The 26,464-nt window shown below is 72.8% G+C and carries 27 protein-coding genes; 20 read left to right on the forward strand and 7 right to left on the reverse strand.

Annotated features, from left to right (window positions below; translation table 11 throughout):
- Nucleotides 1-143 precede the first annotated feature (143 nt).
- The 3 genes from O7613_RS04255 (at nucleotide 144) to O7613_RS04265 (ending at nucleotide 2,848) form a co-directional block, all read left to right on the forward strand.
- Nucleotides 144-1,307, forward strand: coding sequence for a helix-turn-helix transcriptional regulator (locus O7613_RS04255; RefSeq protein WP_282292217.1), 1,164 nt, complete (start codon nucleotides 144-146; stop codon nucleotides 1,305-1,307).
- Between the two features lie 187 nt (nucleotides 1,308-1,494).
- Nucleotides 1,495-1,659: a hypothetical protein gene (locus O7613_RS04260; RefSeq protein WP_281584096.1), complete on the forward strand. Its 165-nt coding sequence runs from the start codon at nucleotides 1,495-1,497 to the stop codon at nucleotides 1,657-1,659.
- The gene (locus O7613_RS04265; RefSeq protein ID WP_282292219.1) at nucleotides 1,646-2,848 is read left to right on the forward strand and encodes a helix-turn-helix domain-containing protein; all 1,203 of its coding nucleotides are present in this window, start codon (nucleotides 1,646-1,648) and stop codon (nucleotides 2,846-2,848) included. The genes O7613_RS04260 and O7613_RS04265 overlap by 14 nt, the downstream gene beginning before the upstream one ends.
- A gap of 21 nt (nucleotides 2,849-2,869) precedes the next feature.
- Here O7613_RS04265 and O7613_RS04270 read toward each other — a convergent pair whose 3' ends face one another.
- Genes O7613_RS04270 through O7613_RS04280 form a run of 3 tightly spaced genes read right to left on the reverse strand, consistent with a single transcriptional unit; the run spans nucleotide 2,870 to nucleotide 7,282 of the window.
- On the reverse strand, nucleotides 2,870-4,102 hold the full coding sequence (locus O7613_RS04270) for an MFS transporter (RefSeq protein WP_282292221.1): 1,233 nt from the start codon (nucleotides 4,100-4,102) through the stop codon (nucleotides 2,870-2,872).
- Entirely contained in the window at nucleotides 4,102-5,724 is a 1,623-nt protein-coding gene (locus O7613_RS04275) for a thiamine pyrophosphate-binding protein (protein ID WP_282292223.1), read from the reverse strand. The genes O7613_RS04270 and O7613_RS04275 overlap by 1 nt, the downstream gene beginning before the upstream one ends.
- Nucleotide 5,725: 1 nt before the next feature.
- On the reverse strand, nucleotides 5,726-7,282 hold the full coding sequence (locus O7613_RS04280) for an aldehyde dehydrogenase family protein (protein ID WP_282292225.1): 1,557 nt from the start codon (nucleotides 7,280-7,282) through the stop codon (nucleotides 5,726-5,728).
- A gap of 241 nt (nucleotides 7,283-7,523) precedes the next feature.
- Here O7613_RS04280 and O7613_RS04285 point away from each other — a divergent pair, with 241 nt between their 5' ends.
- Genes O7613_RS04285 through O7613_RS04325 form a run of 9 tightly spaced genes read left to right on the forward strand, consistent with a single transcriptional unit; the run spans nucleotide 7,524 to nucleotide 15,974 of the window.
- Nucleotides 7,524-8,354 (forward strand): IclR family transcriptional regulator, encoded by an 831-nt coding sequence (locus tag O7613_RS04285; RefSeq protein WP_282292227.1) that lies wholly within the window; start codon nucleotides 7,524-7,526, stop codon nucleotides 8,352-8,354.
- Nucleotides 8,355-8,366: 12 nt separating this feature from the next.
- On the forward strand, nucleotides 8,367-9,428 hold the full coding sequence (locus O7613_RS04290) for an ABC transporter substrate-binding protein (protein WP_282292229.1): 1,062 nt from the start codon (nucleotides 8,367-8,369) through the stop codon (nucleotides 9,426-9,428).
- Nucleotides 9,415-10,284, forward strand: coding sequence for an ABC transporter ATP-binding protein (locus O7613_RS04295; RefSeq protein WP_282292231.1), 870 nt, complete (start codon nucleotides 9,415-9,417; stop codon nucleotides 10,282-10,284). The genes O7613_RS04290 and O7613_RS04295 overlap by 14 nt, the downstream gene beginning before the upstream one ends.
- Nucleotides 10,285-10,288: 4 nt before the next feature.
- Complete coding sequence (locus O7613_RS04300; RefSeq protein WP_282292232.1) at nucleotides 10,289-11,134, forward strand: ABC transporter permease; 846 nt, start codon at nucleotides 10,289-10,291, stop codon at nucleotides 11,132-11,134.
- Entirely contained in the window at nucleotides 11,119-11,931 is an 813-nt protein-coding gene (locus O7613_RS04305) for an alpha/beta hydrolase (protein WP_282292233.1), read from the forward strand. The genes O7613_RS04300 and O7613_RS04305 overlap by 16 nt, the downstream gene beginning before the upstream one ends.
- Complete coding sequence (locus tag O7613_RS04310) at nucleotides 11,928-13,139, forward strand: FAD-dependent monooxygenase (protein WP_282292235.1); 1,212 nt, start codon at nucleotides 11,928-11,930, stop codon at nucleotides 13,137-13,139. The genes O7613_RS04305 and O7613_RS04310 overlap by 4 nt, the downstream gene beginning before the upstream one ends.
- Nucleotides 13,136-13,561 carry an OB-fold domain-containing protein gene (locus O7613_RS04315; RefSeq protein WP_282292237.1) on the forward strand — a complete coding sequence of 142 codons (426 nt, stop codon included), beginning with the start codon at nucleotides 13,136-13,138 and terminating at the stop codon, nucleotides 13,559-13,561. Before O7613_RS04310 ends, O7613_RS04315 begins: the two co-directional genes overlap by 4 nt.
- A complete protein-coding gene (locus tag O7613_RS04320; protein WP_282292239.1) occupies nucleotides 13,558-14,709 on the forward strand; it encodes a thiolase family protein in 1,152 nt (383 codons plus the stop codon). The genes O7613_RS04315 and O7613_RS04320 overlap by 4 nt, the downstream gene beginning before the upstream one ends.
- Nucleotides 14,706-15,974: a CoA transferase gene (locus tag O7613_RS04325; protein WP_282292241.1), complete on the forward strand. Its 1,269-nt coding sequence runs from the start codon at nucleotides 14,706-14,708 to the stop codon at nucleotides 15,972-15,974. The genes O7613_RS04320 and O7613_RS04325 overlap by 4 nt, the downstream gene beginning before the upstream one ends.
- A 27-nt stretch (nucleotides 15,975-16,001) precedes the next feature.
- Here O7613_RS04325 and O7613_RS04330 read toward each other — a convergent pair whose 3' ends face one another.
- A complete protein-coding gene (locus O7613_RS04330) occupies nucleotides 16,002-16,385 on the reverse strand; it encodes a hypothetical protein (protein WP_281590405.1) in 384 nt (127 codons plus the stop codon).
- 181 nt (nucleotides 16,386-16,566) lie between these two features.
- Here O7613_RS04330 and O7613_RS04335 point away from each other — a divergent pair, with 181 nt between their 5' ends.
- Both O7613_RS04335 and O7613_RS04340 read left to right on the forward strand, forming a co-directional pair.
- Nucleotides 16,567-17,742 carry a metallophosphoesterase gene (locus O7613_RS04335; RefSeq protein ID WP_282292242.1) on the forward strand — a complete coding sequence of 392 codons (1,176 nt, stop codon included), beginning with the start codon at nucleotides 16,567-16,569 and terminating at the stop codon, nucleotides 17,740-17,742.
- A gap of 120 nt (nucleotides 17,743-17,862) precedes the next feature.
- On the forward strand, nucleotides 17,863-18,912 hold the full coding sequence (locus O7613_RS04340) for an NAD(+)/NADH kinase (protein ID WP_282292244.1): 1,050 nt from the start codon (nucleotides 17,863-17,865) through the stop codon (nucleotides 18,910-18,912).
- A gap of 21 nt (nucleotides 18,913-18,933) precedes the next feature.
- Here the strand turns inward: O7613_RS04340 and O7613_RS04345 are convergent, their stop codons facing one another.
- Nucleotides 18,934-19,524, reverse strand: coding sequence for a TetR/AcrR family transcriptional regulator (locus O7613_RS04345; protein WP_282292246.1), 591 nt, complete (start codon nucleotides 19,522-19,524; stop codon nucleotides 18,934-18,936).
- Nucleotides 19,525-19,587: 63 nt separating this feature from the next.
- Here O7613_RS04345 and O7613_RS04350 point away from each other — a divergent pair, with 63 nt between their 5' ends.
- Nucleotides 19,588-20,592 (forward strand): hypothetical protein, encoded by a 1,005-nt coding sequence (locus O7613_RS04350; RefSeq protein ID WP_282292249.1) that lies wholly within the window; start codon nucleotides 19,588-19,590, stop codon nucleotides 20,590-20,592.
- A 57-nt stretch (nucleotides 20,593-20,649) separates the two neighbouring features.
- Here O7613_RS04350 and O7613_RS04355 read toward each other — a convergent pair whose 3' ends face one another.
- Both O7613_RS04355 and O7613_RS04360 read right to left on the reverse strand, forming a co-directional pair.
- Nucleotides 20,650-21,471 (reverse strand): formate/nitrite transporter family protein, encoded by an 822-nt coding sequence (locus O7613_RS04355; RefSeq protein WP_282292251.1) that lies wholly within the window; start codon nucleotides 21,469-21,471, stop codon nucleotides 20,650-20,652.
- A 91-nt stretch (nucleotides 21,472-21,562) separates the two neighbouring features.
- Nucleotides 21,563-22,345, reverse strand: coding sequence for an SDR family oxidoreductase (locus O7613_RS04360; protein WP_282292253.1), 783 nt, complete (start codon nucleotides 22,343-22,345; stop codon nucleotides 21,563-21,565).
- 85 nt (nucleotides 22,346-22,430) lie between these two features.
- Between O7613_RS04360 and O7613_RS04365 the strand changes: the two genes are divergently transcribed.
- From O7613_RS04365 to O7613_RS04385, 5 genes are all read left to right on the forward strand, one after another.
- Nucleotides 22,431-23,288: a helix-turn-helix transcriptional regulator gene (locus O7613_RS04365; RefSeq protein WP_281584088.1), complete on the forward strand. Its 858-nt coding sequence runs from the start codon at nucleotides 22,431-22,433 to the stop codon at nucleotides 23,286-23,288.
- Between the two features lie 164 nt (nucleotides 23,289-23,452).
- Complete coding sequence (locus tag O7613_RS04370; RefSeq protein WP_282292255.1) at nucleotides 23,453-24,412, forward strand: acyl-CoA dehydrogenase family protein; 960 nt, start codon at nucleotides 23,453-23,455, stop codon at nucleotides 24,410-24,412.
- On the forward strand, nucleotides 24,406-25,149 hold the full coding sequence (locus O7613_RS04375; RefSeq protein ID WP_282292257.1) for a PIG-L family deacetylase: 744 nt from the start codon (nucleotides 24,406-24,408) through the stop codon (nucleotides 25,147-25,149). The genes O7613_RS04370 and O7613_RS04375 overlap by 7 nt, the downstream gene beginning before the upstream one ends.
- Nucleotides 25,146-25,772 carry an SAM-dependent methyltransferase gene (locus O7613_RS04380; RefSeq protein WP_282292259.1) on the forward strand — a complete coding sequence of 209 codons (627 nt, stop codon included), beginning with the start codon at nucleotides 25,146-25,148 and terminating at the stop codon, nucleotides 25,770-25,772. Before O7613_RS04375 ends, O7613_RS04380 begins: the two co-directional genes overlap by 4 nt.
- A complete protein-coding gene (locus tag O7613_RS04385) occupies nucleotides 25,769-26,455 on the forward strand; it encodes a glycosyltransferase (protein ID WP_282292261.1) in 687 nt (228 codons plus the stop codon). The genes O7613_RS04380 and O7613_RS04385 overlap by 4 nt, the downstream gene beginning before the upstream one ends.
- Nucleotides 26,456-26,464 lie beyond the last annotated feature (9 nt).

Genomic DNA, 26,464 nt, shown 5'->3' on the forward strand with positions numbered 1-26,464 from the left:
GCATCCCGCCCACCCGGCACGGGCGCGAGCCGGCAGCGGCGGCTGTTACGTAGACGTGACCATACGGTGTACCGTCCGTAGTGGTCGTCCACTGATGAGAGCTGAAGCGCGTTCCTCCTTCCTGCGCTGGGAGCGTCGTTGTGATGCACGTCGATCCGCGTTTCGGGGCTCGGTTGCGGGCGCTGCGTGTGGGCCGTGGGTTGTCGCTGCGGGCGCTTGGGCAGCTCGCGCATCGGGGCAAGAGCCACCTGCACGATCTGGAGACCGGCGCCAAGGCCCCGACGTCCGAGACGGCTCGGCATCTCGATGAAATTCTTCAGGCCGGCGGGGCACTCGTGCGGCTTGTCGGCCTGCCCGTCGACCACGATGCGGAGGCCGATGAACTGCTGGCTCGGGTGCGTGCCAGTGACGTGAGCGTCGAGACGCTGAGCCGGATCGAGGCGGGCGTCGACGATCTGGCGAGCGCGTACGCGACCACGCCGCCGATGGACCTGCTTCCGATGGTGCGGCGGCATCTGGCGTACGTGGGTCGGCTGCTCGACGGCCGGGGCACCCTTGCGCAGCGGCGGCGTCTGATCGTTGCCGGCGGCTGGCTGACCGTGCTGCGGGCGACTGTGCACATCGACCTTGAGCAGCATTCCGCAGCCGGCGCGCACCTGGTTGCCGCTGCCAAGCTCGCCGGACACGGCGAGCATGCGGAGATCCAGGCGTGGTGCCTGGAAACCCGGGCATGGGACCGGCTCACCCGGGGCGAGCACCGGCAGGCGCTCGAACTGGCGCAGCAGGCCCAGGGGGTGGCACCTCGCGGAAGCTCGGCGTACATCCAGGCGACGGCGCAGGAGGCAAGGGTGTGGGCGCGCGTGGGTGATGTCCGGCGGACCCGCGATGCGCTGGACCGGTTGGAGCGGCTGACCGCGAACCTGTCCGTGCCGGAGCAGGCCGAGCATCACTACCGGTACGACCCGACGAAGGCGTTGGCGTACACGGCGACGACGCTGTCCTGGGCCGGCGACCCGGCTGCGGAGCAGGTCGCCCGGGTCGTGTTGGCGGAGTTGGATCCGCGCGGAGACGGCGGCGACCGCCCTCGGCGCTCCGCGTCCGCACGTCTCGACCTGGCCTTGGCGCTGGTCGCGGCCGATCAGCCCGACGAAGCGAGCGCGGTCGCCGCCGAGGCGATCCGCTCCGGGCGGGTGGTGCCGTCGAACTGGTGGCGGGCACGAGAGGTACTCCGGCGGGTCGAGCAGACCGGTGCGACAGAATTGTCGGCGCTGCGCGAGGTCTACGAGACGTACCGGCCCGCGTCCTGACAGCGGACAGCCCGCTCGTCCAGCGGACACGTGTCACCTTGGGGTAACCGGCCATTCACTCGATGCTGTCACCAGGCGGATCACGTTCGGTCACGGTTGTCGCCGGAAGGTGACCCGTCTGGAGTCGGGCGCGGTGGTGTCGGTCCCTGCCGAGCATGTCGCCGTGCCCCTGCCAGCGGAGGTAGGGATGAGCGAGAAGACCCCGTCGGGAAGCCGAGGCGAGGAGATTGAGGAGGCGGAGCGGGAGGCCGCGCGGCGGCGGCTTCTCCAGCAGGCCGAGGCGGACCGGATACCGGTCGAGGAGACGACCCGGGCGGTGCCGGACCGGCGGTGGCGCCGTGGACAGCAGTGACCTGCTGCCGGTCGGCCGGCGGGTGGCGTACTGGCGGGGCCGGCGCAAGCTGTCCCAGCAGATGCTCGCCGACCGGTTGGGCAAGTCGAAGAGTTGGGTGGACAAGGTCGAGCGGGGTGTCCGGTCGCTGGACAAGGTGTCGACGCTTCGGGAGATCGCCGTCGCCCTGCGGATCGACACGGCGGTGCTGCTCGGCCGGCACACCGAGCCGGTCGGGGTGGCCGAGCGCGTCGAGGGGGTGGAGCGGATCCGCGCGGCGCTGTCGACGTACGAGATCGCCCTGGGCCGCCCGGTCGGCCGTGGCCCGGTGCTGCCGGTCGAGGCGCTGGCGGGGGCGGTCGGGCACGTGTGGAGCACCTTCCAGCACGCCCGGTATCCGCAGGTGGTCGAGCTGGTGCCGCGGTTGTTGGCCGACGCGCAGCGTACCCACGCCCACGAACCCGGGACGGGTCGCGCGTTGTTGGTGGAGGCGTACCGGGTGACGGCGTCGCTGCTGACGAAGCTCGGCGCTGTCGACGTGGCGTGGCTGGCCGTCGACCGGGCGATGATCGCCGCCACCGGTGACCGACTGGCGGTGGCTGCCGCCGCCGTGCAGCTCGGCCCGGTCCTGCGCGAGTCGGGACGGGCCAGGCTGGCGACGTCGGCGATGCTGGCCGCCGCCTACCGGATCGCCCCGCCGGTGATCGAGGACGGCAGCCTGCCCGAGTTGTCGCTGTGCGGGACGCTGCTCGTCCAGGCCGCCCTGGCCGCGGCCCGCCACGGCGACGACCGTACGGCGACGAAGCTGCTCGACGAGGCCGCCGAGATGGCCGCACGGGTGGGCGAGGGCCACGACCACCACCGGACCGGGTTCGGACCCACGGCGGTGGAGCTGGCTCGGATCACCACCACCGCCGAGCTGGGCGAGACCCGGCAGGCCATCGTCCGGCACGAGCAGGTCACCACCGGCGACGGATGGCGGTGGCTGCCCACCGAACACCGCGCCGCGCACCTGATCGACGCCGCCCGCGCCTACCTGCACGCCGACGACCCGGTCAACGCCGGCCGTGCGCTGACCGCAGTCGACCGCATCGCGCCGGCCGAGCTCCGCCACCGCCCAGCCGGTCGGGACGTACTCCTTCGGGTCGCCCGCGACCCGCGCGCCCCGACGACGCTCACCGACCTCGCCGCCACCCTCGGCACGGGCTGACGATGACCGGCCCGGGGGTGGTCAGCCCGCCGGCGCGGGTACCGGGCTCTGCCGCTGTCCACGATGGCGGCGCGACCGGGTGAGTACGCCGGCGGCGCAGAGGAAGCACGCGACCGTCCAGAGCCAACCGACGGTGTAGTCTCCGCTCACGTCCACCAGGATCCCGAAGATCGGCGGGCTGAGGAAAAGCCCGGCGAAGAAGGAACCCTGGATACGTCCCGACGAGCGGGCCACGTCGCGTCCCCGTACCGTCCGGATCACCACGAACATGGCCACACTGTTGAACGCCGCCGCGGTCAGCCCAATCACGGCCGCGCCCGCCCAGAGGGCCACCGGCCCGACCCGGATACCGGCCAGGACCAGCCCGATGGCGAGCGCGCCGACGAGCGCCATCAATCGCAGCATCCGCAGGCCGGACCGTTCCGCGTCGGTGGTGCGTTCGACGACGAGGGTGACGATGATTCGGGAGATCACCGCGCAGAGTCCGACGGCTGCCAGCAGCGCGCCGGCGAGTCCGGCACCGAGGCCGATCCGTTCGTGTGCGTAGAGCACCAGGTAGGTGTTGATGGTTGCCATCCCGCCGCCCATCAGCGCGCTGAAGACGGCGAGCCGCAGCAGGGGAGGCGTGCGGGTCGGCCGGTCCGGCCCGGTCGCCGACACCGGCGGCGGGTTGCGCGGGGTCGGCCCGGCGGCCCGGATCGCCGGCAGCGCGAGCAGGCTCGCCCCGGCGGTGGCGAGGACGGCGTAACGCCAGTCGGTGGCCAGCGCGATGGCGGGCAGGCTGATCCCGGTCAGCAGCGCGGCGGCCTGCACACCGGACTGCTTGACCCCGATCAGGACGGCGTGCGGGCGGGGCCGGCCGGCGATGGCGAGGTTGGTGGCCGGGTTGGCGGTGGCCGCCGCCGAGCCGGCGACGACGACCGCGATCACGACGGCGGCCAGGGTGGTCGACGCGGCCAGGATGGTGGCGCCGGCGGTGGCGAACGCCACCGTCAACAACATCGCCCGCCGGGCACCGAGTGCGCCGACCCAGTGGCCCATCACCGGAGACAGCAGCGCAGCGGCGAGATAGTAGGCGCTTGTGACGATGCCGAGCTGGGACCGGGAGAGGTCGAACTCGGCGGTCAGGAACGGGCTCAACGCGCCGATGCCGAACTGCATCAGGCTGGCGACCACCATGATGGCGGCGAAAGCCGCCGCCGGCCCGACCTGGTGCCGGGCCGGCGGTGCGGCGGGCACCGTCGTGGGTGGCATCACGGTCCGAGGTCCCCGGGGTCGGTGAGGACCTCGATGAAGCGGGGGCCGTCGGCGTCGCCGGCCGCGTCGAGGGCCCGCGCAAGCTCCGGTCCCGAGGTCACCCGTTCCGCAGGTACGCCGTACCCCGCGCTGATCGCGGCGAAGTCCGGTCCGGCGATGTCCTTGCCGGGGTAGTGGCCGGACTCCACCGCGCGCCGGCCGTAGCGGCGCAGCGCCGCCGCCACCGCGGCGTACGATCCGTTGTTGATCATGAGGAAGGTGACCGGTAGCCGCCGGCGGGCGGCGACCCACAGCGCGGGCGCGCCGAACTGGAACGAACCGTCCCCGACCACCGCGACGACCCGGTCCGACGGCTTGGCGACGCTGACCCCGAGCGCGGCGCCCATGCCCCACCCCAGCGCTCCGGAGGAGGTGGTGATCACCTGCCCCGGCACCTCCTGCGGCAGATGGGCGAAGAGCGCGGCGTTCGAGGTGGTGGCGTCGGCGACGATCCGGGTCCGCCGGTCGACCGTGGCGGCCAGCGCGCCCGCCACCTCGGGTACGCGCAGCGGCCCGGCCGGCTCAGGGTCGGCGGTGACGGCGGGCGGGGCCGGGAGAGCGGGGTGGGGTCGGTGCCCGGCCGGCAGCGCCGCCATCAGGCGGTCGAGGATGAGCCGGTGATCCCCGGTGAGGGTGATGTCCGCGCCGTGCGTCTTGCCGATCTCGGCGGGGTCGGCGTTGCTGTGGATGAGGGTCACTCCGGCGGCGGGCGCCGCGATGCTTCCGGCCTCGAACTCGTGGAAGCAGCGTGCGCCGAGGAAGGCCACCACGTCCGCCTCCCGTACCGCCGGCAGCCGTTCAGTGTAGAAACCGGCGTAGCGCGGGTGGCCGGTGGGGAACGCGGAACGCTCGAACGACCGCCGGTCCTCGTTGACCACCCGCGCACCGAGCTGCTCCGCGAGGCTGACCAGCAGATCGACCGCATTCTCCCGGACCAGGTCGGCGCCGGCGACGAGCAGCGGCGACCGGGCGACGGCAAGCGCGGCGGCGGCTGCGGTCACCTGCTCGGGATCGGGAGCGCCGGGCGCCACCCGGCGGGACCGGGCGGGGGCCGGGGCGACCGCCGAGGCCGGCGCCGCCACGAGATCCTCGGGCAGACCGAGCCACACGGGGCCGGGCGGCCCGTTGGTGGCCGTCTGCAGCGCCCGCGACAGATCCTGGGCGAGGTGCTCGGCGCGTTGCGCCTGCCAGCTCCACTTGGCGTACCCGGCGGCAAGCGCGCCGACGTCCGGCGGCGCGGTGAAGCCGCGTCGGGACTGGATCACGCCGGCCTTGAGGCCGTTGAGCACCACCACCGGCGCCCGGCCCAGTTGCGCGGCGTACATCCCGCCCAGTCCGTTGACCAGCCCCACGTTGGTGTGCAGGTAGGCCACGGCCGGCACGCCGCCGGCGAACCGGGCGTAGCCGTCGGCCATGGTGACCGCGGTCAGCTCGTGGGTGGTGAGACAGACGTCGAGTTCCGGCCGGTCCACCGAGGCGTCCAGGAACGGGGCCTCGGTGCTGCCGGGGCAGGTGAAGACCTGCCGTACGCCCCAGTCGAGCAGGATGTCGATGAGGGTGTGCGCGGCGCTTTCGGACACGTCACTGCTCCTTCCGGCCGGGCGGGGCCTGGCGGCCCGGCCGCGTCGGGGTGGCCGGTCCGGGCAGGCCGGCCGGATCGGCGATGTGCGCGATGGTCTGTAGTTCGCTGCATTCCTCGACGGCCACGAAGCCGTGCCGGCGACCGATGCCGCTCTGCTTCGCGCCGCCGAACGGCATCGCGAGGTCGGAGGCGCCCAGCCGGTGCGCGTTGACGAAGACCGAGCCGGCCTCGATCCGGCGGGCCACCACGTCGGCGTGCGCGGGGTCGGCGGTCCAGACCGACGCGGCGAGACCGTAGTCGGTGCCGTTGGCGAGGGCTACCGCTTCGTCGTCGGTGTCGAACGGCAGGATCGGGATGGCCGGTCCGAACTGTTCCTCGGCGACCAGGGCGGCGTCGTGCGGCGCGTCGGTGACCACCGTGGGCAGCAGGAAGTTGCCGCACTCCCACCGCGCGGTGGCGCCGCGTCGGCCGATCGTGGTGACCTGGGCGCCGCGCTGCCGCGCGTCCGCGACGAGGGCGCGTACCCGGTCGTACTGGGATCGGGTGGTCAGCGGGCCGATGGTGGTCTCCGGGTCGCGGCCGTCACCGACCACGAGCGCGTTGGCGGCGTCCAGGTAGGCCGCGACCAGCTCGCGGTAGCGGCTCCGGTGCGCGTAGATCCGCTTGACGCTGTAGCAGACCTGGCCGGACGAGGTGAACGTGCCACGCACCAGTTCGTCGACGAGCCGGTCGTCGACAACGGCGGACTCCAGCACCAGGGCGGGGTCGTTGCCGCCGAGTTCGAGACCGAGTCGCTTGAGGGTGGGTGCGGCGGACGCCATGATGGTCCGTCCGGTCGCGGTGCTGCCGGTGAAGAGCACCGCGCGTACGCGCCGATCGCTGGTGAGCGTGGCGCCGACCACCGGGCCGGTGCCGGGTACGACGGTGACGACTCCCGCGGGTAGTGCGGCGGCGAGGGTGCGTAGCGTCTCGGTGAGTGCGAGCGGGGCGACCTCGGACGGTTTGACCACGACCGGGTTACCCGCCAGCAGCGCGGGCACCAGCATCAGCGAGGCGAGATAGACCGGATAGTTCCAGGGCACGATCACGGCGGTGACGCCGAGTGGCCGGCGCCGGAACCGGGCGGTGCCGACGGCGTTGCGGTGGTCGACCTCGGCGTCGAACTCGGCGGCCAGGCCGGCGTAGTAGCGCAGGATCGCGGCTGCTCCGCCGACGTCGAGCGTCGACTCCCACAGCACCTTGCCGTGTTCGCGGGTGAGGAGCATGGCCCGGGCCGCCGTGTCCTGGCGGTCGAGGGCGTCGGCGGCGGCGCGGAGCAGTTCGGCACGACCGGCGGCGGTCAGCGCCGCCCAGCCGGGGGCCGCCGCCACGGCCAGGTCCAGCGCACGGTCGACCTGTTCGGCGGTGCCGAGCGCCACGGTGCCGACCAACTCGCGGTGGTCGGCCGGGTTGCGTACCGGCAGTCGATCGCTTGTCGGGAACTGTGCCAGGGGCACGTCGCCGTCGAGGTAGGGAAGCGCGGTCGGTGGGGTGGTGGCTGTGGAATTCAGCGCCAAGAGAGGGATCTCCTCCGCTGGGAGGAACAGACGTTCCGCTCAACCTTGTCGACGTCATCCGGCCTGTCAAGACCTTCGGCGTGGGCATCTACCTGGGCTCATTTGCTCCTGCGTAACGCCGACGAAACAACTGTGACGTGGCCCTTGACATCCCACGGCGGGATGGCGGAGGGTTTGCGGAACACGTAAACCGTTCAACGGAACAGTCCGAGCGGAAGCGTCAGCGGAACAGGAGCCGATGGTGTCTCGTCCCTCCGACGGAGCCCGTGAGCCGATCACCAAAGCGATCGACCTCATCACGGCGTTGATCAGCCACGGTGGCAAACCGGTCGGAGTGCGCGAACTGGCCGCCCAGACCGACATGGCCCCCAGCACCGTCCACCGGCTGCTTGCCGTGCTGGAACGACGCTGCCTCGTCGAGCGGGACGACACCGGCCGGTACGGCATCGGGCTGGAGCTGTTCCGCTGGAGCTCCCGGCTGGCCGGCCTGTTCAACCTGCGCGAGACCGCCCTGCCGTGGGTGCGCGGCCTCGCCCACGAGACGAACGAGACCGCCCTGCTCGGCGTCTACAACGCCACCACCCAACTGATGATGTACACGGCCAGCGTGGAGTCCTCACACCCGCTGCGCTACGTCCTCGAACTGGAGAAATGGCGCCCGGTCTATGCCGGCGCGAGCGGCCTGGCAATCATGGCGTTTCTCCCGGCCGACCAACAGCAGGCGATCATCGACCGCACCGGGCTCCTCCCGGTCACCGATCGCACCGTCACCGACCCCGAGGCGCTGCACCGCGAACTGGCGAAGATCCGCCGCCGTGGCTACGCGCTGACCAGCGGGCAGAACATCCCCGGCGCGGTCGGACTGGCCGCGCCGATCTTCGACGGCCGGGGCGTGGTGGTCGGCGACGTCTGCCTCACCATCCCCGAGCAGCGATACGACGCCACCGCACACGAAGACCTGACCAACCACCTCATCGACTGCGTCCGCGACATCTCCCACTCGCTCGGCGCCCCGGTGAAACCCGGGGTGTGGCCGCCGTCCCCCGTGCCCGACGCAGACGCACCTGCATAAGGAGCATCCCCCATGCTGATCTCCCTGTCCTCAGTCACCCGGTCCAGAGCCCTCCGCCTGGCCCTGGCCGCCGTGCTGGTGGCGACCGCCACTACCGCCTGCGGTAGCGACGACGCCGGAGCCGACGGCGACGTGCGGACCATCCGGTTCGGCTCCGTCGGCGGGCTCACCGACGCCGGCCTCTACCTCGCCGAGGCGAGGGGTTACTTCGCCGACGCCGGGCTGAAGGTTGAGCGACAGCGGATGGGTGGCGGATCGGAGATCACCACCGCCGTCGCCACCGGCAACCTCGACGTCGCGGGCTTCGCCGTCACGGCCGGCCTGTTCAACTCCGCCGCACAAGGGCTGGAGGCCAAGGTGGTGGGAGACAAGCAGAGCGTCAGCACCACCGCATCGGCCACCCGGCTGGTGGCGCAGAAGTCCCTTGTCGGCAGCGACGTCGCCACCAGCCTCAACAACCTGCGCGGCAAGCGGATCGCCGTGTCCGATCCCCGCTCGGCGACCATCGTGCTGCTCGACGGGCTCCTCAAGAAGCACGGCATGACCCGCGACGACGTCAAGGTCGAGACGCTTGCCTACCCGGAGATGACCGCAGCGCTGATCAACGGCTCGTTGGACGCGGCGATCGAACTCGAACCGTTCCTCACCACCGCGCTCAAGTCCGGCGGCATCGCGGAGGTCTCCAACCTCTCCGAGGTGGTGCCCGCCGACGGCGCCACGCTGGTGCCGCTGGTCTACAGCCAGCGCTTCATCGACGACCACCCCGACGCCGCCCAGGCGTTCATGACCGCCTACCTGCGCGGGGTACGGGACTACAACGACGCCTTCCTCAAGGACCAGAACAAGCAGGAGGTCGCCAAGATCATCTCGGAGGCGGCCGGACAGCCGCTCGACGTGGTGCTCTCCGCGAACGTCGCCGGGCTCGACCCGAACCAGGCGGTCAGCCGGCAGTTCCTGGAGGACACCCAGCAGTGGTTCGTCGAGAGCGGCCTGGTCAACAAGCCGGTCGACATCTCCACCCTGCTCGACGACTCCTTCGCGACAAAGGCGGTGAACGAACTTGGCAAGTACTGACACGGCGACCGGCACACCCGGAACCCCCGACACCGCCCCGGCCGAGACCGACGGCGACCGCACGGTCTGCGAACTGGACGACCTCAGCCGTGTCTACTTCGGCAAGTCCGGCCAACCGGTGGTCGCCATCGGCGGCATGTCCTTCCAGATCAAGGAGGGCGAGGTGCTGTCGGTGATCGGGCCGAGCGGCTGCGGCAAGAGCAGCCTCCTGCGGATCCTCGCCGGCCTCGATCGCGACTACGAGGGCACCCTGCGGTGGCAGCGGCAGGTCAACGACTCCGGCCGGCACCGGCTGGCCAGCGCCACGGTCTTCCAGTCCGACAGCCTCTTTCCCTGGCTCACCGTGCGCCGCAACGTCGAACTGCCGCTCAAGCCGCTCGGCTGCGGCGCCGCCGAACGTCGCGAACGGTCGCAGCGCTACCTCGAACTCACCGGGCTGCGTGACTTCGTCGACGCCTACCCGCACGAGCTCTCCGGCGGGATGCGCCAGCGCGCGGCGCTGGCCCGGGCGCTGGCGGCGGAACCGCTGCTGCTCCTGCTCGACGAGCCGTTCGCGGCGCTTGACGCGCAGACCCGGCTGATCATGCAGCAGGAACTGCTGAACGTCTTCGCGAAGAGTCCGACCACGGTCCTCTACGTCACCCACGACATCGAGGAGGCGGTCACCCTCGGCGACCGGGTCATGGTGATGACCGCCCGGCCCGGCCGGATCCGCCACCTGCAGGAGATCGACGTGCCGCGACACGACGAGGTGATGTCGACCCGCAGCACCGAGGAGTTCCGCACCGTCACCGAACAGCTCTGGACGATCCTCGCCGAAGAGGTCGGCGACACCCTCACCACACAGAGGAGGTAGGGCGATGGCCGAGACCGCCACCGTCGGCACGTACGCCGCTCTCAACGCCCGTGCCGCCCGCAGCTACCAGCGGCGACGCCGGCGCGGCCGGCTCATGCAGATCGGCCTCGGCGCCGGGGTGCCGATCGCCCTGCTGCTGCTCTGGCAGATCGCGTCCACCTTCGGCCTCATCGACGATCGGTTCTTCCCGGCGCCCTCGACCATCGTGGAGCGGGCCGCGGTCGACATCGCCGAACGCAACCTCCTCGGCGACCTGGGCACCCAGATCCAAGCCAGCCTGATCCGGATCGTGGTCGGGATCCTGCTCGGCGTCAGCACCGGCGTCCTGGTCGGTACCCTGATGGGCAGCGTCGCGGCCGTCCGGCACGCCCTGTCACCGCTTGTCTACGCGCTCTATCCGATGCCAAAGCTGGCGATCCTGCCGCTCCTGCTGATCATCTTCGGGATCGGCGACACCAGCAAGATCGTGCTGGTCACCCTCGGTGTCTTCTTCGTGGTCTGCCTCTCCGCATTCAGCGGCACCCTCTACACCAGCCAGGTCTACAGCGACGTCGCCCAGGCGTTCGCGTTCCCCCGGATGATGCGCTACTGGCGGGTGGTGCTGCCGGCCGCGCTGCCGTCGATCATGAACGGCGTCAAGCTCGGCATCGGTCAGGCGCTGATCCTGGTCGTCTCCGTGGAGTTCGTCAGCTCCAACGACGGCATCGGCTACTTCATCTGGCAGTCCTGGCAGACGTTGGACATCCCGCGGATGTTCATCGGTCTGATCTGCGTGGCCCTCGGCGGCGCCGGCGCGGTGCTCCTCGGCGACCTGTGCGAACGGATGCTCGTGCCATGGGCCAAGCGCTGACCGACCGGCCTGCCGACGACAGTGCGGGCCGACCCGCACCCACAGTCGTGCTGCTGCACGCCGCCGGGTTGGACCACCGGATGTGGCAGCCGGTACGCGAGCGACTGACCGCACGCGGGTACCCGGTGGTCGTACCGGACCTGGCCGGCCACGGCGGCCGGCCGGCGCCCCCGGCCGGCTTCACGCTCGACGACCTCGTCGAGGACGTGGCCGCCCAGCTCGCCGGCCGGACCGGATCGCTGGTGCTGGCCGGCGTCTCGCTCGGCGGGATGCTCGCCCAGCACTGCGCGCTCCGGCCGGAACTGCCGGTCGCCGGGCTGGTGCTCGCCAACACGATGTCCGAGACACCGGAGCCGCTGCGCGCGTCACTGCTGCTGCGTGCCGATCGCACCGCCCGGATCGGGATGGCCGGCATGCTGGGGGAGACCGTCGACCGCTGGTTCACCGACCACACCCGGCACGCGGAGCCGACGCTGATCACCGAGGTGCAGGGTTGGCTGCTGGCCGCCGACCCGGCCGTCAACGCGCAGACCTGGCGGGCGATCGCCGAGCTGTCGCTGCTCGATCGACTTGCCACCGTCACCATCCCGGCCCTGGTCGTCTCCGGGGCGGCCGACCGTGCCGTCCCCGGGGACGCCGCCGCCGCGACCGCCGCCGCGCTGCCCCGGGCACGCCACGTCCAGCTCACCGGCGTCGGGCACCTCGCCCCGCTGGAACAACCGGACCGATTCGCCGACGAACTGCACCGGTTCATCGTCGACGACGTCGTCCCGAGAAAGGAAGGCGACCGAGCATGACCACCCCGCTTTCGCCGGCGCCGGCCCACCTGACACCGGCCGGCGGCACCACCGACCGACCGCGCATCGCCGTGGTCGGTGCCGGGATGGGCGGCCTCACCCTGGCCACCCTCCTCACCCGGCTGCCCTGCACCGTGGACGTCTACGAGCAGGCGCCCGCGTTCGCCCGGGTCGGCGCCGGCATCAACGTCAGCCCGAACGCCACCCGAGCCCTCGACGGCGCCGGCGTGCTCGCCGCGATGCGCCGTACCGCCTGCCGCCCGACGGGTTGGACCAGCCGCGCCTGGGACACCGGCGACGTCCTCGCCTACCTGCCGCTCGGCGACGAGGCGGAAGCCAACTACCACGGACCGTTCCTCCAGATGCACCGCGGCGACTTCCACCAGGCGCTCGTCGAGGCGGCCGAGGCGAGCGGACGGGTCAACCTGCACCACGGCCATCGGCTCGCCGGGCTGGACCAGGCCGCCGACGGCCCGGTCCGGCTGACCTTCAGCGACGGACGGACGGCCGACGCCGACCTGGTCATCGGCGCGGACGGAATCCACTCCCAGGTACGCCGAGCGGTGATGGGCGAGTCCGAACTGCACTTCACCGGCCGGGTCGCCTACCGGGGCGTGGTGGAGATGGACCGCAGCCAACGCCACGTCGACGACGACTTCGTCAAGTGGTGGGGGCCGGACCGGCACATCGTGGCCTACTACATCGGCGCCGGCCGGGAGATCTACTACGTCACGAGCATCCCGGAGACCTCGTGGCGGGAGGAGTCCTGGTCGACCCGGGGCAGCCTCGACGACCTGCGCGAGGCGATGGACGGCTTCCACTCCGACGTTCACCAGGTGATCAACACGCCGCACGCCACCTACAAGTGGGCGCTCTACGACCGGCCGCCGCTGGCCAGCTGGCACGACGGCCCGGTCGCGCTGCTCGGAGACGCCTGCCACCCGATGGTGCCGTACATGGCCCAGGGCGCGGCGATGGCGGTGGAGGACGCGGTCGTGCTGTTCCGGTGCCTGACCCAGCACGGCTTCGGCGACCTGCCCCGAGCCCTGCAGGCGTACGAGGGGACCCGGCTGGCCCGGACCGCCAAGGTGCAGACCGAGTCCGCCCGGAACACGTTCATGCGCAACGGCAGCTCGCCGCAGTGGCTCTACGGCTATGACGCGTGGAGCGTGCCACTGACCCCAGCCGACAGCGAGGTAGTCCGATGAGTGAGCCACGGCCCCTGGCCGACCTGATCCCACCCGAGGTGGTCGCCCCGGCCCACGACGGCCAGCCGGCCCGGCTGCTCGGCGGGGAGTGCCGCGAGTGCGGAACCCGGACCTTCCCGCGTCGCGCGACGTGCCCCCGGTGCCTTGGCCAGGACGTCGTCGCCCTGCCCCTGGGCCCGCGCGGCACGCTGTACGCCCACACCACCGTGCACGTGTCGGCGACCCGGCCGGTGCCGTACACCATCGGCTACGTCGACCTGCCGGAAGGCCCCCGGGTGCTCGCCAGCCTCCACGGCGACCCGGCAAGTTACCGCCACGACGAGCCGGTGTCGTTGGTGATCGACACCGAGGGTGGGGACGACCGGCCCGGCTGGGCGTTCGTCCCGGCCGGACCGGCCCGACCGGAGGGAGAGCAGTCATGACCCGCCAGGTACACGTGATCAGCGCGGCGATGATCCGGATGGGGCGTTACCGCGACTCGTCGTACACCGGGCTCGCCGCCCCGCCCACGATCACCGCGCTGCGCGACAGCGGGCTGCCCACCGACCGCATCGGCGCCGTCTACTGCGGACACGCCTTCGGCGGGATGCTCACCGGCCAGCGGATCGTCAAGGAGGCCGGGCTCGCCGGCATCCCGGTGGTGAACGTGGACAACGCCTGTTCCGGCGGCGCCACCGCGGTGCACCTCGCCGCCGAGGCGATCGCCCGAGGCGCGCAGGAGACCGCACTGGTGATCGGCGTCGACAAGATCACCCAGTTCGGCGGCGGCACGCTGCCGCTCGTCGCCGAGGACTGGGAGGTGCAGCAGGGCATGGTGATGCCGGCCCTCTACGCCATGCGCGCCGGCCGTTACCTGCACGACCGGGGCGGCACGACGGCCGACCTGGCCACGGTCAGCGTCAAGAACCGCCGGCACGGCAGCAAGAACCCCTACGCGCAGTACCAGGCCGAGGTGACGGCTGAGGAGGTGCTCGCCTCCCGACCCATCGCCGAACCGCTGACCCTGCTCCAGTGCTGCCCCACCGGCGACGGTGCCGCCGCGCTGGTCCTGGTCGCCGACGAGGTGTGGCGCGAACTCGACCGTCCGCCGTCGATCCGGGTCGCCGCGTCGGTGCTGCACTCGGGCGGCTTCGAGCCCGGCTTCCGGGACATGACCCGACCGGAGATCAGTTACGGGTCGGCGCGGGAGGCGTACGAGCAGGCGTCGATCGGGCCCGCCGACCTCGACATGATCGAACTGCATGACGCGTTCACCGTCGCCGAACTTGTCTACTACGAGGCACTCGGACTCTGCGCGCCGGGCGAGGCGATCGAACTGCTCCGTTCCGGCGCCACCACGTACGGCGGCCAGGTCGTGGTCAACCCGAGCGGCGGGCTGCTGGCCAAGGGCCACCCGGTCGGAGCGAGCGGCGTGGCCCAGGTGGCAGAAGCCTTCTGGCAGCTCACCGATCGGGCCGGCGCCCGGCAGGTGCCAGGTGCCCGGACCGCGCTGACGCACGTTACCGGCGGCGGCATCGCCGGCCTCGACCACGGTGCCTGCGCGGTGCACATCTTCGAGGCGGCGCAGTGACCGCCGCCCAGGCCGGCGCGGCGACCATCCGGACGCCGGACGGCCCGCTGGCCGGCGTACGGGTGCTCGACCTGACCACCTTCCTGTCCGGTCCGTTCGCCACCCAGATCCTGGCCGACCTCGGCGCCGAGGTGATCAAAGTCGAGCCGTTCGGCGGGGACCTGAGCCGGTCCATCCCCCCGCACTTCGTCGGCGACGACAGCGTCTACTTCCTCGCCAACAACCGCGGCAAGCGCAGCATCGCGGTCGACCTGAAGACCGACGACGGCCGTCAGGTGGTGCTCGACCTGATCGCCCGCAGCGACGTGGTGATCGAGAACTTCCGTCCCGGGGTGTGCCGCCGGCTCGGCCTCGACCCGGACCGGATCCGGGCCGACCGGCCCGACCTCATCTGGTCGTCGATCAGCGGTTTCGGTCAGGTCGGCCCACTGCGCGACCAGCCCGCGTACGACATGGTGGTGCAGGCGATGTCCGGGGTGATGAGCCTCACCGGTGAGCCGGGCGGCCCGGCCGTCCGACTCGGCATCCCCGCCGGTGACCTGATCGCCGGCATGTACGCCACGATCGCCATCCTGGCCGCGCTCGTGGACCGGCCACGCGCCGGCGGGCGGGTCGCGGACGTCTCCATGCTCGACGGACAGCTGTCGATGCTGTCCTACCAGGGGGCATACTCGCTGGTCGCCGGCGTGACACCGGGTCCGCAGGGAAGAGGACACGACTCGATCCCCACCTACCGCTCGTTCTCCGGACGCGACGGCCGGGAATTCGTGGTTACGGCCAACACCGAGCGGATGTGGCAGGCGCTCTGCGACGCACTCGACCGGACCGACCTGGTCGACGACGAGCGGTTCGTCGACGGCCGGGCGCGGCTGACCCACCGCGACCAGCTTTGGAATATCCTGGAGAAGGAGTTCGCCCGGCGGCCGGCCCGCGAGTGGGTAGGCGAACTGTCCGCACGGTCCGTGCCGGTCTCCCTCATCAAGACGGTGCCCGAGGCGCTGCGCGACGCGGAGGAGGCCGGCCGGAACATGGTCCTCGAACTGGCGCACCCGGACGGCCGGCAGGCCCGCGTGCTCGGCAACCCGGTCCAGTACCTCGGCGAACCGGCCCGAACGGGAACGTACCCGCCGGGACTTGGCGAACACACCGTGGCGATCCTGCGGGACGTCCTCGGTCTGTCATCCGAGAAGGTCGACCAACTGCTGTCCGAACGTGCGGTGGCGACAGGTCCACGCCCGCCCGGCAACACGTCGGCAGTCGCCTGAGGACGGCCGGGCCGGCGGGAATTCCGGTCATCCGTCCGGAGTGAACAGACCCTGGATGCCGACCGCGATCGCGATGAGACCGAAGACCGCGAGCAGCAGGCGGACGCCCGTGGCCCCGCCCGGCTGCTCGGCCCGCGGCTCCTGCCGCCCGGTCAGCCGGCTCCACAGCAGAGCCAACCCGACGCCGATGCCGACCACCTCGAAGTGAAACACCCGGGGGCCGGAAACGAGGTGGACGATCAGGTAGTAGCCGCCGGTCACGAGCGCCACCAGGCCGACGATCCAGGCGACCGGAGCGGCTCGACCGGCGAGCCGGTCCAGGTCGTCGCCGACCCGTGGCAACAGCCGCAGCAGCGCGGCAGCCAGCAGGAACCCACCGACGATATTGGCGAGGTCGAGCAGTAGCGCCATGACCACGAGGAGCCTCCATTCTGCGAGGGGACGAGCCGTGGGAGCGCGCCCACGACCCCCGTTCTCTTCCCCCTGCGGAGTGTCGCCATGCCTGTGGATGCGCGCACGGGCGTCCGGCTCAGCGCGTGGTCGATCCGGGCCGGGTCGTGTCATGCTGCACGGACCCGACGGAGGGACGACGATGACAGCTGGCGACGCCGTACACACGCGGCCGGCGCGACGGTCGCTGCGACCGCTGGTGTCCGGTGCGACGCTTGTCGCGGTCCTCGCACTGCTGTTCGGGCTGCCCTGGTGGACGTTGACGGTGGCCGCGCGGTGGCCGGGTCCGGTGGTGGCCGCCGGCACGGCGGTGTTCGTCGTCGCGCTCGTCGCGTTCCCCGCTCTGATGTATCTCGGACATGGCCGCCGGCGGCTGGACGCGGCGGCCCGCGCCGGCGACACACTCCTCGGCCTGGTCTGGATCCTCTTCGTCTGGGCGCTGCTGGGCAACGTGGCCCGGATCGTGCTGGCCGCGGCAGGCGTCGCGGACCCGGTCCGGTCCCGGTCCGTGGCGGTCGGTGTGGGCGCCGTCTCGGTCGTCCTGGCCGTCTGGGGGTACGCCGAGGCGATGCGCGTGCCCCGGGTCCGGCGGGTGGACGTCACCGTCGACCGGCTCGGCGCGGGCCTCGACGGGGCCCGGGTGGTGCTGCTGACCGACACCCACTACGGCCCGATCGACCGGGCCCGCTGGTCCGCCCGCACCGTCGAAGTGGTCAACGACCTGGCCGCCGACATCGTCTGCCACACCGGCGACATCGCGGACGGCACGGTCGACCAGCGCCGGGCGCAGGCCGCGCCGCTCGGCGCCGTCCGGGCCCGGCTGGCCCGGGTGTACGTGACGGGCAACCACGAGTACTACGGCGAGGCGCAGGGCTGGGTCGAGCACATGCGGACCCTCGGCTGGGAGCCGCTGCACAACCGGCACCTCGTGGTGGAGCGGGACGACGCCCGGCTCGTCGTCGCCGGGGTGGACGACGTGACGGCTGCCTCGTCCGGCCTGGCCGGTCACCGGGCCGACCACGCCGCGGCGCTCGCGGGCACCGATCCGCAGTTGCCCGTGCTGCTGCTGGCCCACCAACCGAAGCAGATCGGTGACGCGGTGGCGGCCGGCGTGGATCTGCAACTGTCCGGGCACACCCACGGCGGCCAGATGTGGCCGTTCCACTACCTGGTCCGGCTCGACCAGCCGGTCGTGCAGGGCCTCAGCCGGCACGGCCGGACCCAGCTCTACACGAGCCGGGGGACGGGGTTCTGGGGGCCGCCGTTCCGGATCTTCGCGCCGAGCGAGATCACCCTGCTCACCCTCCGGGCGGGGTAGTCCGGGCCGGTCGGCGCACCATCCGATCCGGTGACTACGGCGGTGGCGCGGCCATCGCCGGCCCGGTGTGTCACGGTGGAGGTCGGCGGCGGGTGGCGGCGCGGAACCGGGGGGACACGGATGCGGTTGGACCGGATCGGAATGGTGGTGCACTCCGGCAAGGCGGAGGCGACCCGGGCCGCTGAGGAGATCCGGGCCTGGGGCGTCGACCGGGGGGTCGAGACGGTCGAGCTGGACGTGTGGCACGCGACCGAGCGGCGCACCGGCCGGGACGAGACACGGGCGATCGGCCTGCTCGACCTGATCGTCACGATCGGCGGCGACGGGACCTTCCTGCGTGGCGTGCACATCGCCGCGGTGGTCGACTGCCCGGTCCTCGGGGTCAACGTCGGGCGGGTCGGGTTCCTCACCGAGGTGCCACCGGAGCGCACGATCGAGACCCTTGAGGCCGCGCGGGTCGGCCCAGTGGACGTGGAGGAGCGGATGACCCTGACCATGCGCGCCTCCCGGCCCTTGGAGATCCCCCCGGAGCTCGGGACGCTGCTGCGCTACGGCCGGGGTCCGGCGATGCCTCCGCCCGGGGTGCGCGACAGCACGCCGGAGGCCGTCGGTTGGGGGGTGCCGTTGGACGTCGTCGCCGTCAACGACGTGGTCTTCGAGAAGCTCGCCCGGGACCGGCAGGCGAGCCTGGGCATATACATCAGCGGGCGGTTGTTCGCCTCGTACTCCGCCGACGCGGTGATGGTCTCCACCGCGACCGGTTCGACGGCCTACAGTTTCGCGGCCGGCGGGCCGGTCCTGTCGCCGCTGCTCGACGCGCTCGTGTTCACTCCGGTCGCCCCGCACATGGCGTTCAACCGCAGCCTGCTGTTCTCCCCGCAGGAGTCGGTGGGGGTGCGGGTGCTGCCCCGGTCGGGGCAGGTCGCGGTGAGCATCGACGGGCAGTTGCGGGGGGTGCTGGACCCGGGCGACTGGGTGGCCGCGTACGCCGCGCCGTGGCGGTTGCGGATCCTCCGGTTCGGCTCGACCGACTTCTTCGGACGCCTGCGGGACCGCTTCTCGCTGGCCGACGCGCCCGCCGCGACGGCGGACGGGGACGCCCCGCTGGTCTACCGGCCGGACAGCCCGGTGCCGGAAGACCTGCGGCATCTGCGGGACATGAGGGCCTGAGGTCGAGGACCGGGCCGCCGATCAGTCGGGTCGGCCGCGACCGCGCACCAGGGGCAGGAACACCTCATCCACGATCTCGACGAGCACCTCGTCGGGGACCGAGGGGACGCCGCGCATCGCGTACTCGGCGCGCAGCAGCATCATCGGTGTGGTCGCCACCCGGCGGTGGGTGGCCGCGGTCGGCGCCTCGCCGCGGGCCACGGCCCGTTCGAGCATCGTGATCCACGCGCGGTCCATGGTGTCCGCGCCGGAGCGTTCGCGCATGAGGGTGAGCAGATCCGGGTCGTCGGCCGCGGCGGCGATCAGGCCGCGCAGGATCGCGCCGTGCGGCGACGACCACGTCTCGTTGGCCCGCCGGAGCATCTCCAGCGCGTCGCCCCGCAGGCCGCCGGTGTCCGGGTGCGGCAGGGCGGCGTCGGACAGGTGGCGGAACGCCGCGATGCCCAGCGCCGCGCGGTGCGGCCATCGGCGGTAGATGGCGTTCTTGTTGGTGCCGGCGCGGGCGGCGACCCGGTCCATCGTCATGCCCGCGTATCCGGACTCGCGCAGTTCCGCCGCCGCCGCGAGCAGGATCGCCCGTTCCAGTTCCGCGCCCCGACGCCTCGTGCCCATGCCTTGCAGGGTACGCCTCGTACCTTATAGGGTACGAGGCGTACCTTAAGGAGAGGGTTCCTGATGCGCGTCTTCGGCATGAACTACGACACCGGCTTCGTCAGCGCCGGATCCACCACCCACGAGCCGTTCGACCCCGACACCGTACGCAACGACATGCGCGTCATCCGCGACGAGCTGCACTGCGACGCGGTGCGGATCACCGGCGGCGTCCAGGACCGGCTGGAGGTGGCCGCGCGGCTGGCGGCCGAGGCGGGGCTCGAGGTGTGGTACTGCCCGTTCACCAACGGCCTGGACCGCGACGAACTCATGGCGTTCGTGCTCGACGGCGCCGAGCGGGCCGAACGGCTGCGGCGTGGTGGCGTCCCGGTCGTGTACCTCACCGGCTCCGAGATCTCCATGTTCACCGACGGCTTCCTGCCCGGCCGCGACCTGGCCGAGCGCATGGCGCTGTTCACCGATCCGATGCGGATGCGGGAGGCGGTCCCGGCCGCCCGGGCCGCGGTGCGCGACTTCCTCGCCGAAGCGGTGCCCGCGGTGCGCGAACGCTTCGGTGGCCCCGTCGGATACGCCTCGATCCCGCTGGAAGACGTCGACTGGACGCCGTTCGACATCATCGCCAGCGACGCCGGCTACCGCGACGCGACGAACGCCGCGGCGTTCCCGCAGAGCCTGGCGGCGGCGGTGGGGCAGGGCAAACCATACGCCGCGACCGAGTTCGGCTGCTGCACGTACCGCGGCGCCGCCGACGTCGCGGGCGCGACCGAGCCGGTGACGTATGACGAGCACGGCCGCGCCGCCAAGCTCACCGCGGAGTTGGAGCGCGACGAGGAGGGCCAGGCCCGCTACGTCGTCGACCTGTTGCGCGACTACGAGGCCGGTGGGGTGGAGGCGGCTTTCGTCTACACGTTCGCGAACCGGCACCTGCCGACCACCGGCGACCCCGAGCACGACTACGACCTGGCCGCGCGGGGGATCGTCCGGGTGCTGCCGGACGGCTCGTGGACGCCGAAGGCCGCCTTCCACGCTCTCGCCGAGTACGGCCGCTCCCGCGCGGCGCAGAGCTAGCCGTGCGCGACGGCCGGCAGGTGTGCGCCCCCCTCTCGGGGCCCGAACCGGAACGCTTCAGGACTGGTCGGCGCGTTCCTGGAGCAGCCGGTGCTCCACCCGCACCAGCCGCAGGAACGCCACCAGGCCCACCCCGCCGACGACGTTGCCCAGCACCGACCAGCCCAGTGCACCGAGCCAGGCCAGGTAGCCGAACGGGGCGTGCCCGGTCGCCAGCGCGGCGAACATCAGGATCGAGTCCAGCACGCTGTGGAACAGTTGGCCGCCGGCGAGCAGCGCGCCGAACAGCAGGGCCGGCACCAGTTGCACGCCGAGGCTCCCGGTGGCGTGCTGCATCCGGGTCATCAGGGTGATCACCATGCCGGCGAGCACCGCCAGGACGAACGAGCGCAGGTTGACGCCCAGGTCGGCGTAGAAGCGGCCGGACTCGATCGCGGTCTCGCGCAACCCGGGCAGACCGGTGACGATCAGCCAGGCCAGCAGCCAGCCGCTGACCAGGTTGCCCGCCAGCGTGACCGCCCACAGCCGCAGCAGCGACCCGAGCGACTTGCGCCGGGCGGCCACCGCGGTGACGGGCACCAGGAAGTTCTCGGTGAACAGTTCGCTGCGGGCCAGCAGCAGCGCCACGAAACCGATGCTGAACGCGAGCCCGGCCAGCAGCGGCTGTCCGGCGACGTGCTCGACCAGCAGATACGCCAGCACCCCGGTGCCCACGTCGATGCCGCCGAGCAGCCCGGTGGCGATCAGCGCCGGCCACGGCCGGGCCAACCGCGTGTCGCCCTCCTCCACCAGCCGGTCGAACGCCTCTTCGAGTTCCGGCTCCGGTCGCTCGGGGGTGGCCTCCTCGGCACGGTCGGCATCGCGGCGCTGTTCGCTCATCGTCCCGCCGTACCCGAACCGGGGCGAATTAGCCCGAATGTGGTCGACTTGGTGGGCTCCACCAGGTCGAGGGTCAAGGGGGCGGGAGGTGTCAGGCGCCCGCGCCGCCGTCCACCGGGACGATCGCGCCGGTGACCATGGCGGCGCGGTCGCTGAGCAGCCAGGCGGCGGCCTCGGCGACCTCACGTGGTTCGGCCATCCGACCCAGCGGAATAAGGGTGTTGATCCGCTCGATCACGCCCGGGGACGCCGCCTCCCAGGCGTCGATCATCTCGGTCGCGGTGCCGCCCGGGGTGATGCCGTTGACCCGGATGCCCTCCCTGGCCCAGGTGACGGCGGCGGTCTCGGTGATGCTGTTGAGCGCCCGCTTCATCGCCCCGTAGGCGGGGAGGTCCCGGTTCGCACGGCGACTGCCGATGCTTGAGGTGTTGACGATCGCGCCGCCGCCGGTGCGCCGCATCAGGGCCGCCTCGGCGGTCATCGCCGTCCAGTGCCCACGGAAGTTCACGGTGAACTGGCGTTCCACGTCCTCGTCGCTTGTCGTGTCGAGCGGCCCGGGCTGCTGGAGCGCCGCGCCGTTGTTGAAGGCGCCGTCGAGTCGACCGTGCAGCTCGTCGACGCGGTCGACGGCGGCGCGCACGCTCGCCCGGTCGGCGAGGTCCAGGGTGACCGCGTCGGCGACGCCGCCGTCGGCGCGGATCCGGGCGACGATCCGGTGCAGGGCGTCAGCGCCGCGGGCGGCGAGTACGACCGCGGCGCCCTCGCGGGCGAACAGGTGGGCCGCGGCCTCCCCGATGCCGCGGCTCGCGCCGGTGATGAGCACGACCTTGCCGGTGAGCAGGCCGATCGGTGTGGTGTTCCCGTCGTTGGTCATGCCCCAAGCGTGGTGGCGGCTCGACCGCGCATACAGGTACCGGTGGTACCAGGCTCCGCCGCCACGCGGGGGGCAGACTTGGGGGATGGACAGACACGAACTCGGGGCGTTCCTGCGCAGCCGCCGCGAGCGGCTGCGACCGGAGGACGCCGGCCTCGCCCCCGGCCGGCGACGGCGTACGCCGGGCCTGCGTCGCGAGGAGGTCGCGGTGCTCGCGCACATCTCCACCGAGTACTACGTGCGACTCGAACAGGGCCGCGCGCCGCGGCCCTCGGGAGAGGTCCTCGCCGCCGTCGCGGGCGCGCTGCGGCTGACCGACGTCGAGTCCGACCACCTGCACGTTCTCGCCGGCGCCACGCCGAGCCGCGCGGGGCTGCACCGCCGGGACGTACGCCCGAGCATCCTCGCGCTTCTCGGCCGGCTGCCGGGCACGGCCGCGTTCGTGACGTCCGCGACCTTCGAGGTGCTCGCCTGGAACGATCTCGCCGCCGCGCTCATGGAGGACTTCGGGCGGCTCACCCCGCGGGAGCGCAACCTCGCGCGCCGGGCGTTCCTCGGGCCGGTGCCCGGCACCGCGCCGGTGTACGGCGTCTCGGAAGCCGCCGAGTTCCGCCGGCACGCCGTCCGGCGACTGCGGGCCACCCACGCCCGGTATCCACGCGACCCCGCGGTGACCGGCCTGGTCGCCGAGCTGCGCCAGGGCAGCCCCGACTTCGCCCGCCTCTGGGACCGCCACGACGTACGCGCCGCGTCGATGCTCACCAAGACCTTCCACCACCCGGTGGTCGGCGAGATCACCGTCGACTGCGACTCGCTCGACCTCACCGACCGCGACCAGCACCTCGTGCTCTACACCGCACCGGCCGGATCCCCGGACGCCGACACCCTGGCCCTGCTCGCCGTGGTCGGTCCCGACTACGCCCCGACGCACCGGTCACCCTGACCGCACCGGCGCAGCCGGTGGCCGGGATCCGGTAACGACCGGCGGCAGGTGCGCGCCCGACCATGTCAGGCGATGTTTCGCCCCCCGATGGAAGGGCATCTTCCGGCCGCGACCCACGTCGGTTGCCGGGATGGGGGTTCGCGATGACGGGTGGGGATCCGAGGGTGACCACGGGGGAGCAGCACACGGCGGCGGCGTTCCGGTCGGCGGTGCGCGACGGGCGTCTCGACCTGCCGTTGCCCGGCGGCGGACGGACGGCCGAGCGGTGGCGGCGCCTCGTCGAACTCGGCCGTGCCGACCCGGCGCTGGCGCGGCTGGGGGAGGGGCACGCCGACGCGCTGGCGATCCTCGCCGAGCTGGGTGCGGCGATCGACCCCGGGTGGCGCCGCGAACCGTGGGGCGTCTGGGCCGCCGCACCGGCCTCGGTCACCGCTTCCCGGGACGGCTCCCGGTGGCGGCTGACCGGTGACCGTCCCTGGTGCTCCGGGGCGGGTCTGCTGTCCCGGGCCCTGGTGACCGCCGTCGCCGCCGACGAGGTACGACTCTTCGCGATCGACGTCGGCGCGGCCGGAGTCACCCCGCTGGCCGGCACCTGGCCCGCCGTCGGCATGGCCGCCAGCGACAGCCGGACCGTCCGCTTCGACGGTGTGACCGCCGTACCTGTGGGCGGTCCCGGCGGTTACACCGCGCGGCCCGGCTTCTGGCACGGCGGGCTGGGCGTGGCGGCCTGCTGGTACGGCGGAGCGGTCGGGATCGCCGACACCCTGCACGTCGCGGCGCGGCGCCGTGACCTCGGCCCGCACGCGATGGCGCACCTCGGGGCCGTCGACGTGGCCCTGACCGCCGCCCGCGCCGTCCTGTTCGCCGCCGCCGACGAGGTCGACGCGAACCCGACCGGCGACGCGGACCGGTTGGCGCACCGGGTCCGCGCCACCGTCGAGGCGACCGCCACCACCGTCGTGGACCGGGTCGGCCGGGCGCTGGGGGCAGGCCCGTTGTGCCAGGACGCCGACCACGCCAGGCGGGTCGCCGACCTGACGGTGTACGTGCGCCAGAGCCACGCGGAGGCGGACCTGGCCCACCTGGGCGAACTGGTGACGGCAGAGGGGGACCCCGGATGGTGAGACCGATCGTCGGCGCGGGCACAGACGAGACGAGGTGGCGTACGTGGACAGCTCCGGCCACCTGGCCCACGCTGGCCCTGGAGGACCCGGCGTGGTCGTCGCCGCCGCTCGTCGTCGCCCCCCACCCCGATGACGAGGTGCTCGGTGTCGGCGGCCTGGTCGCCATGCTCGCCGACGGTCCCGGCGCCGAGATCGCGGTGGTCACCGACGGCGAGGCGTCCCATCCCGGTTCGACGGTCCACTCCCGGGCGGAACTGGCCGCGATCCGGCGGGCCGAGACGGTCACCGCGTGCGGACTGCTCGGCGTCGCGCCCGCCGCCATCGACCATCTCGGGCATCCCGACGGCGGGGTCGACGAGGCGGCGCTCACCGACACGCTGACCGCCCGGCTGACCCCCGGCCGGTGGTGCGTCACGACCTGGCGCGGCGACGGCCACCCGGACCACGAGGCGGTCGGGCGGGCCGCCGCGGCGGCCTGCCGGCGTACCGGCGCGATGCTGCTGGAGTTTCCCGTCTGGACGTGGCACTGGGCCGAGCCGGACGATCCGGAGGTGCCGTGGCACCGCGCGCGCCGGGTCGACCTGACCGGGGCGGCCAGGTCGGCCAAGCGGGACGCGATCGACGCCTTCCGCAGCCAGGTCCGGCCGCTCGGACCGGACCCCGCCGACGCCGCGATCCTTCCCCCGCACGTCCTCGCCCGCTTCGCGCGTCCCTACGAGACGGTGCTCGTGCCATGACCGCACGACGCACTCCAGCGGCGTACTTCGACGACATGTATGCCGGGGCCGAGGACCCGTGGAGTTTCGAGACCCGTTGGTACGAACAGCGCAAGCACGATCTGACCGTCGCCTGCCTGCCTCGTCGGCGATACCGGTCGGCGTTCGAGCCGGGATGTTCGACAGGCGTGCTCACCCGCCGCCTCGCCGCCCGGTGCGACCGGCTGCTGGCGGTCGACCTCGCCGCCGCGCCCGTGGCCCGCGCCCGGCAACGGCTCTCCGACCTGGCCCACGTGCGGGTGGAGCGGATGCGCGTGCCCGACGAGTGGCCGGCCGCGACGGACGTACCCTTCGATCTGGTCGTGCTCTCCGAGCTGGGCTACTACCTCGACGACGCCGGTCTCGACCTGCTGACGGCCCGGACGGTGGACTCGCTCGCGCCGGGCGGCACGCTCGTCGCCGTGCACTGGCGGCCGGCGGTGGCCGAACACGTCCGCGGCGGGGACGACGTGCACCGGCTGCTCGACGACGTCGACGGGTTGGTGCGGACGGTGCGCCACGAGGAGGCGGACTTCCTCCTGGACGTCTTCCTCCGGGTGCCGCCGCCGGCCCGCTCCGTCGCGCAGGCGGAAGGTCTGCGGTGAACCGGATCGCGGTCGTGGTGCCCGCCCACGACGAGCAGGCGTCGCTACCCGGTTGCCTGATCTCGGTCCTCGGCGCGCTCCGTCACCTGCCGGTGCGCTCGGAGGTGATCGTCGTGGCGGACGACTGCCGGGACGGGACGGCCACCGTGGCCGAGGGCCTCGGCGCCGTCGTGGTGACGGTACGGGCCCGCAGCGTCGGCCGGGCCCGCGCCGCCGGCATGGCGTACGCCCTGCGCCACGGCTCGGACGGCCTGTGGCTCGTCACCACCGACGCGGACAGCCGCGTGCCCCACCGGTGGGGCGGCTGGCAGCTGCGCCACGCCCGCGCCGGCACCGACCTGCTGGTCGGCACCGTGCGCGTCACCGACTGGGCGGTCCGTTCCCAGCAGGTCCGGGAACGCTTCGAGGTCCGGTACCGGCAGGGCCTGACCGCCGCCGGTCACCGGCACGTCCACGGCGCGAACCTGGGCTGTGCCGCGACGGCGTACGAGCGGCTGGGCGGATTCTCCGACCTGCGTTCCGGCGAGGACCACGACCTCGTCGAGCGCGGTCGCCGGCGTGCCATGCGGGTCGTCGCCGACGCCGGCTGCCCGGTCCGGACCAGCGCCCGGCGGCACGGCCGGGCCCCGCACGGCTTCGCCGGCTACCTCGATGCCCTCGACGGCCGGCCGGTGGCCCGCTGAGGCAACGAC

It is taken from the genome of Micromonospora sp. WMMD975 (assembly GCF_029581215.1).
Lineage (GTDB): Bacteria > Actinomycetota > Actinomycetes > Mycobacteriales > Micromonosporaceae > Micromonospora.

Coding starts and splice junctions, on each gene's coding strand:
- O7613_RS04255 (WP_282292217.1), top strand. CDS start 144: ATGCACGTCGATCCGCGTTTCGGGGCTCGGTTGCGGGCGCTGCGTGTG.
- O7613_RS04260 (WP_281584096.1), top strand. CDS start 1,495: ATGAGCGAGAAGACCCCGTCGGGAAGCCGAGGCGAGGAGATTGAGGAG.
- O7613_RS04270 (WP_282292221.1), bottom strand. CDS start 4,102: ATGCCACCCACGACGGTGCCCGCCGCACCGCCGGCCCGGCACCAGGTC.
- O7613_RS04290 (WP_282292229.1), top strand. CDS start 8,367: ATGCTGATCTCCCTGTCCTCAGTCACCCGGTCCAGAGCCCTCCGCCTG.
- O7613_RS04300 (WP_282292232.1), top strand. CDS start 10,289: ATGGCCGAGACCGCCACCGTCGGCACGTACGCCGCTCTCAACGCCCGT.
- O7613_RS04305 (WP_282292233.1), top strand. CDS start 11,119: ATGGGCCAAGCGCTGACCGACCGGCCTGCCGACGACAGTGCGGGCCGA.
- O7613_RS04310 (WP_282292235.1), top strand. CDS start 11,928: ATGACCACCCCGCTTTCGCCGGCGCCGGCCCACCTGACACCGGCCGGC.
- O7613_RS04315 (WP_282292237.1), top strand. CDS start 13,136: ATGAGTGAGCCACGGCCCCTGGCCGACCTGATCCCACCCGAGGTGGTC.
- O7613_RS04320 (WP_282292239.1), top strand. CDS start 13,558: ATGACCCGCCAGGTACACGTGATCAGCGCGGCGATGATCCGGATGGGG.
- O7613_RS04330 (WP_281590405.1), bottom strand. CDS start 16,385: ATGGCGCTACTGCTCGACCTCGCCAATATCGTCGGTGGGTTCCTGCTG.
- O7613_RS04335 (WP_282292242.1), top strand. CDS start 16,567: ATGACAGCTGGCGACGCCGTACACACGCGGCCGGCGCGACGGTCGCTG.
- O7613_RS04340 (WP_282292244.1), top strand. CDS start 17,863: ATGCGGTTGGACCGGATCGGAATGGTGGTGCACTCCGGCAAGGCGGAG.
- O7613_RS04345 (WP_282292246.1), bottom strand. CDS start 19,524: ATGGGCACGAGGCGTCGGGGCGCGGAACTGGAACGGGCGATCCTGCTC.
- O7613_RS04350 (WP_282292249.1), top strand. CDS start 19,588: ATGCGCGTCTTCGGCATGAACTACGACACCGGCTTCGTCAGCGCCGGA.
- O7613_RS04355 (WP_282292251.1), bottom strand. CDS start 21,471: ATGAGCGAACAGCGCCGCGATGCCGACCGTGCCGAGGAGGCCACCCCC.
- O7613_RS04360 (WP_282292253.1), bottom strand. CDS start 22,345: ATGACCAACGACGGGAACACCACACCGATCGGCCTGCTCACCGGCAAG.
- O7613_RS04365 (WP_281584088.1), top strand. CDS start 22,431: ATGGACAGACACGAACTCGGGGCGTTCCTGCGCAGCCGCCGCGAGCGG.
- O7613_RS04375 (WP_282292257.1), top strand. CDS start 24,406: ATGGTGAGACCGATCGTCGGCGCGGGCACAGACGAGACGAGGTGGCGT.
- O7613_RS04380 (WP_282292259.1), top strand. CDS start 25,146: ATGACCGCACGACGCACTCCAGCGGCGTACTTCGACGACATGTATGCC.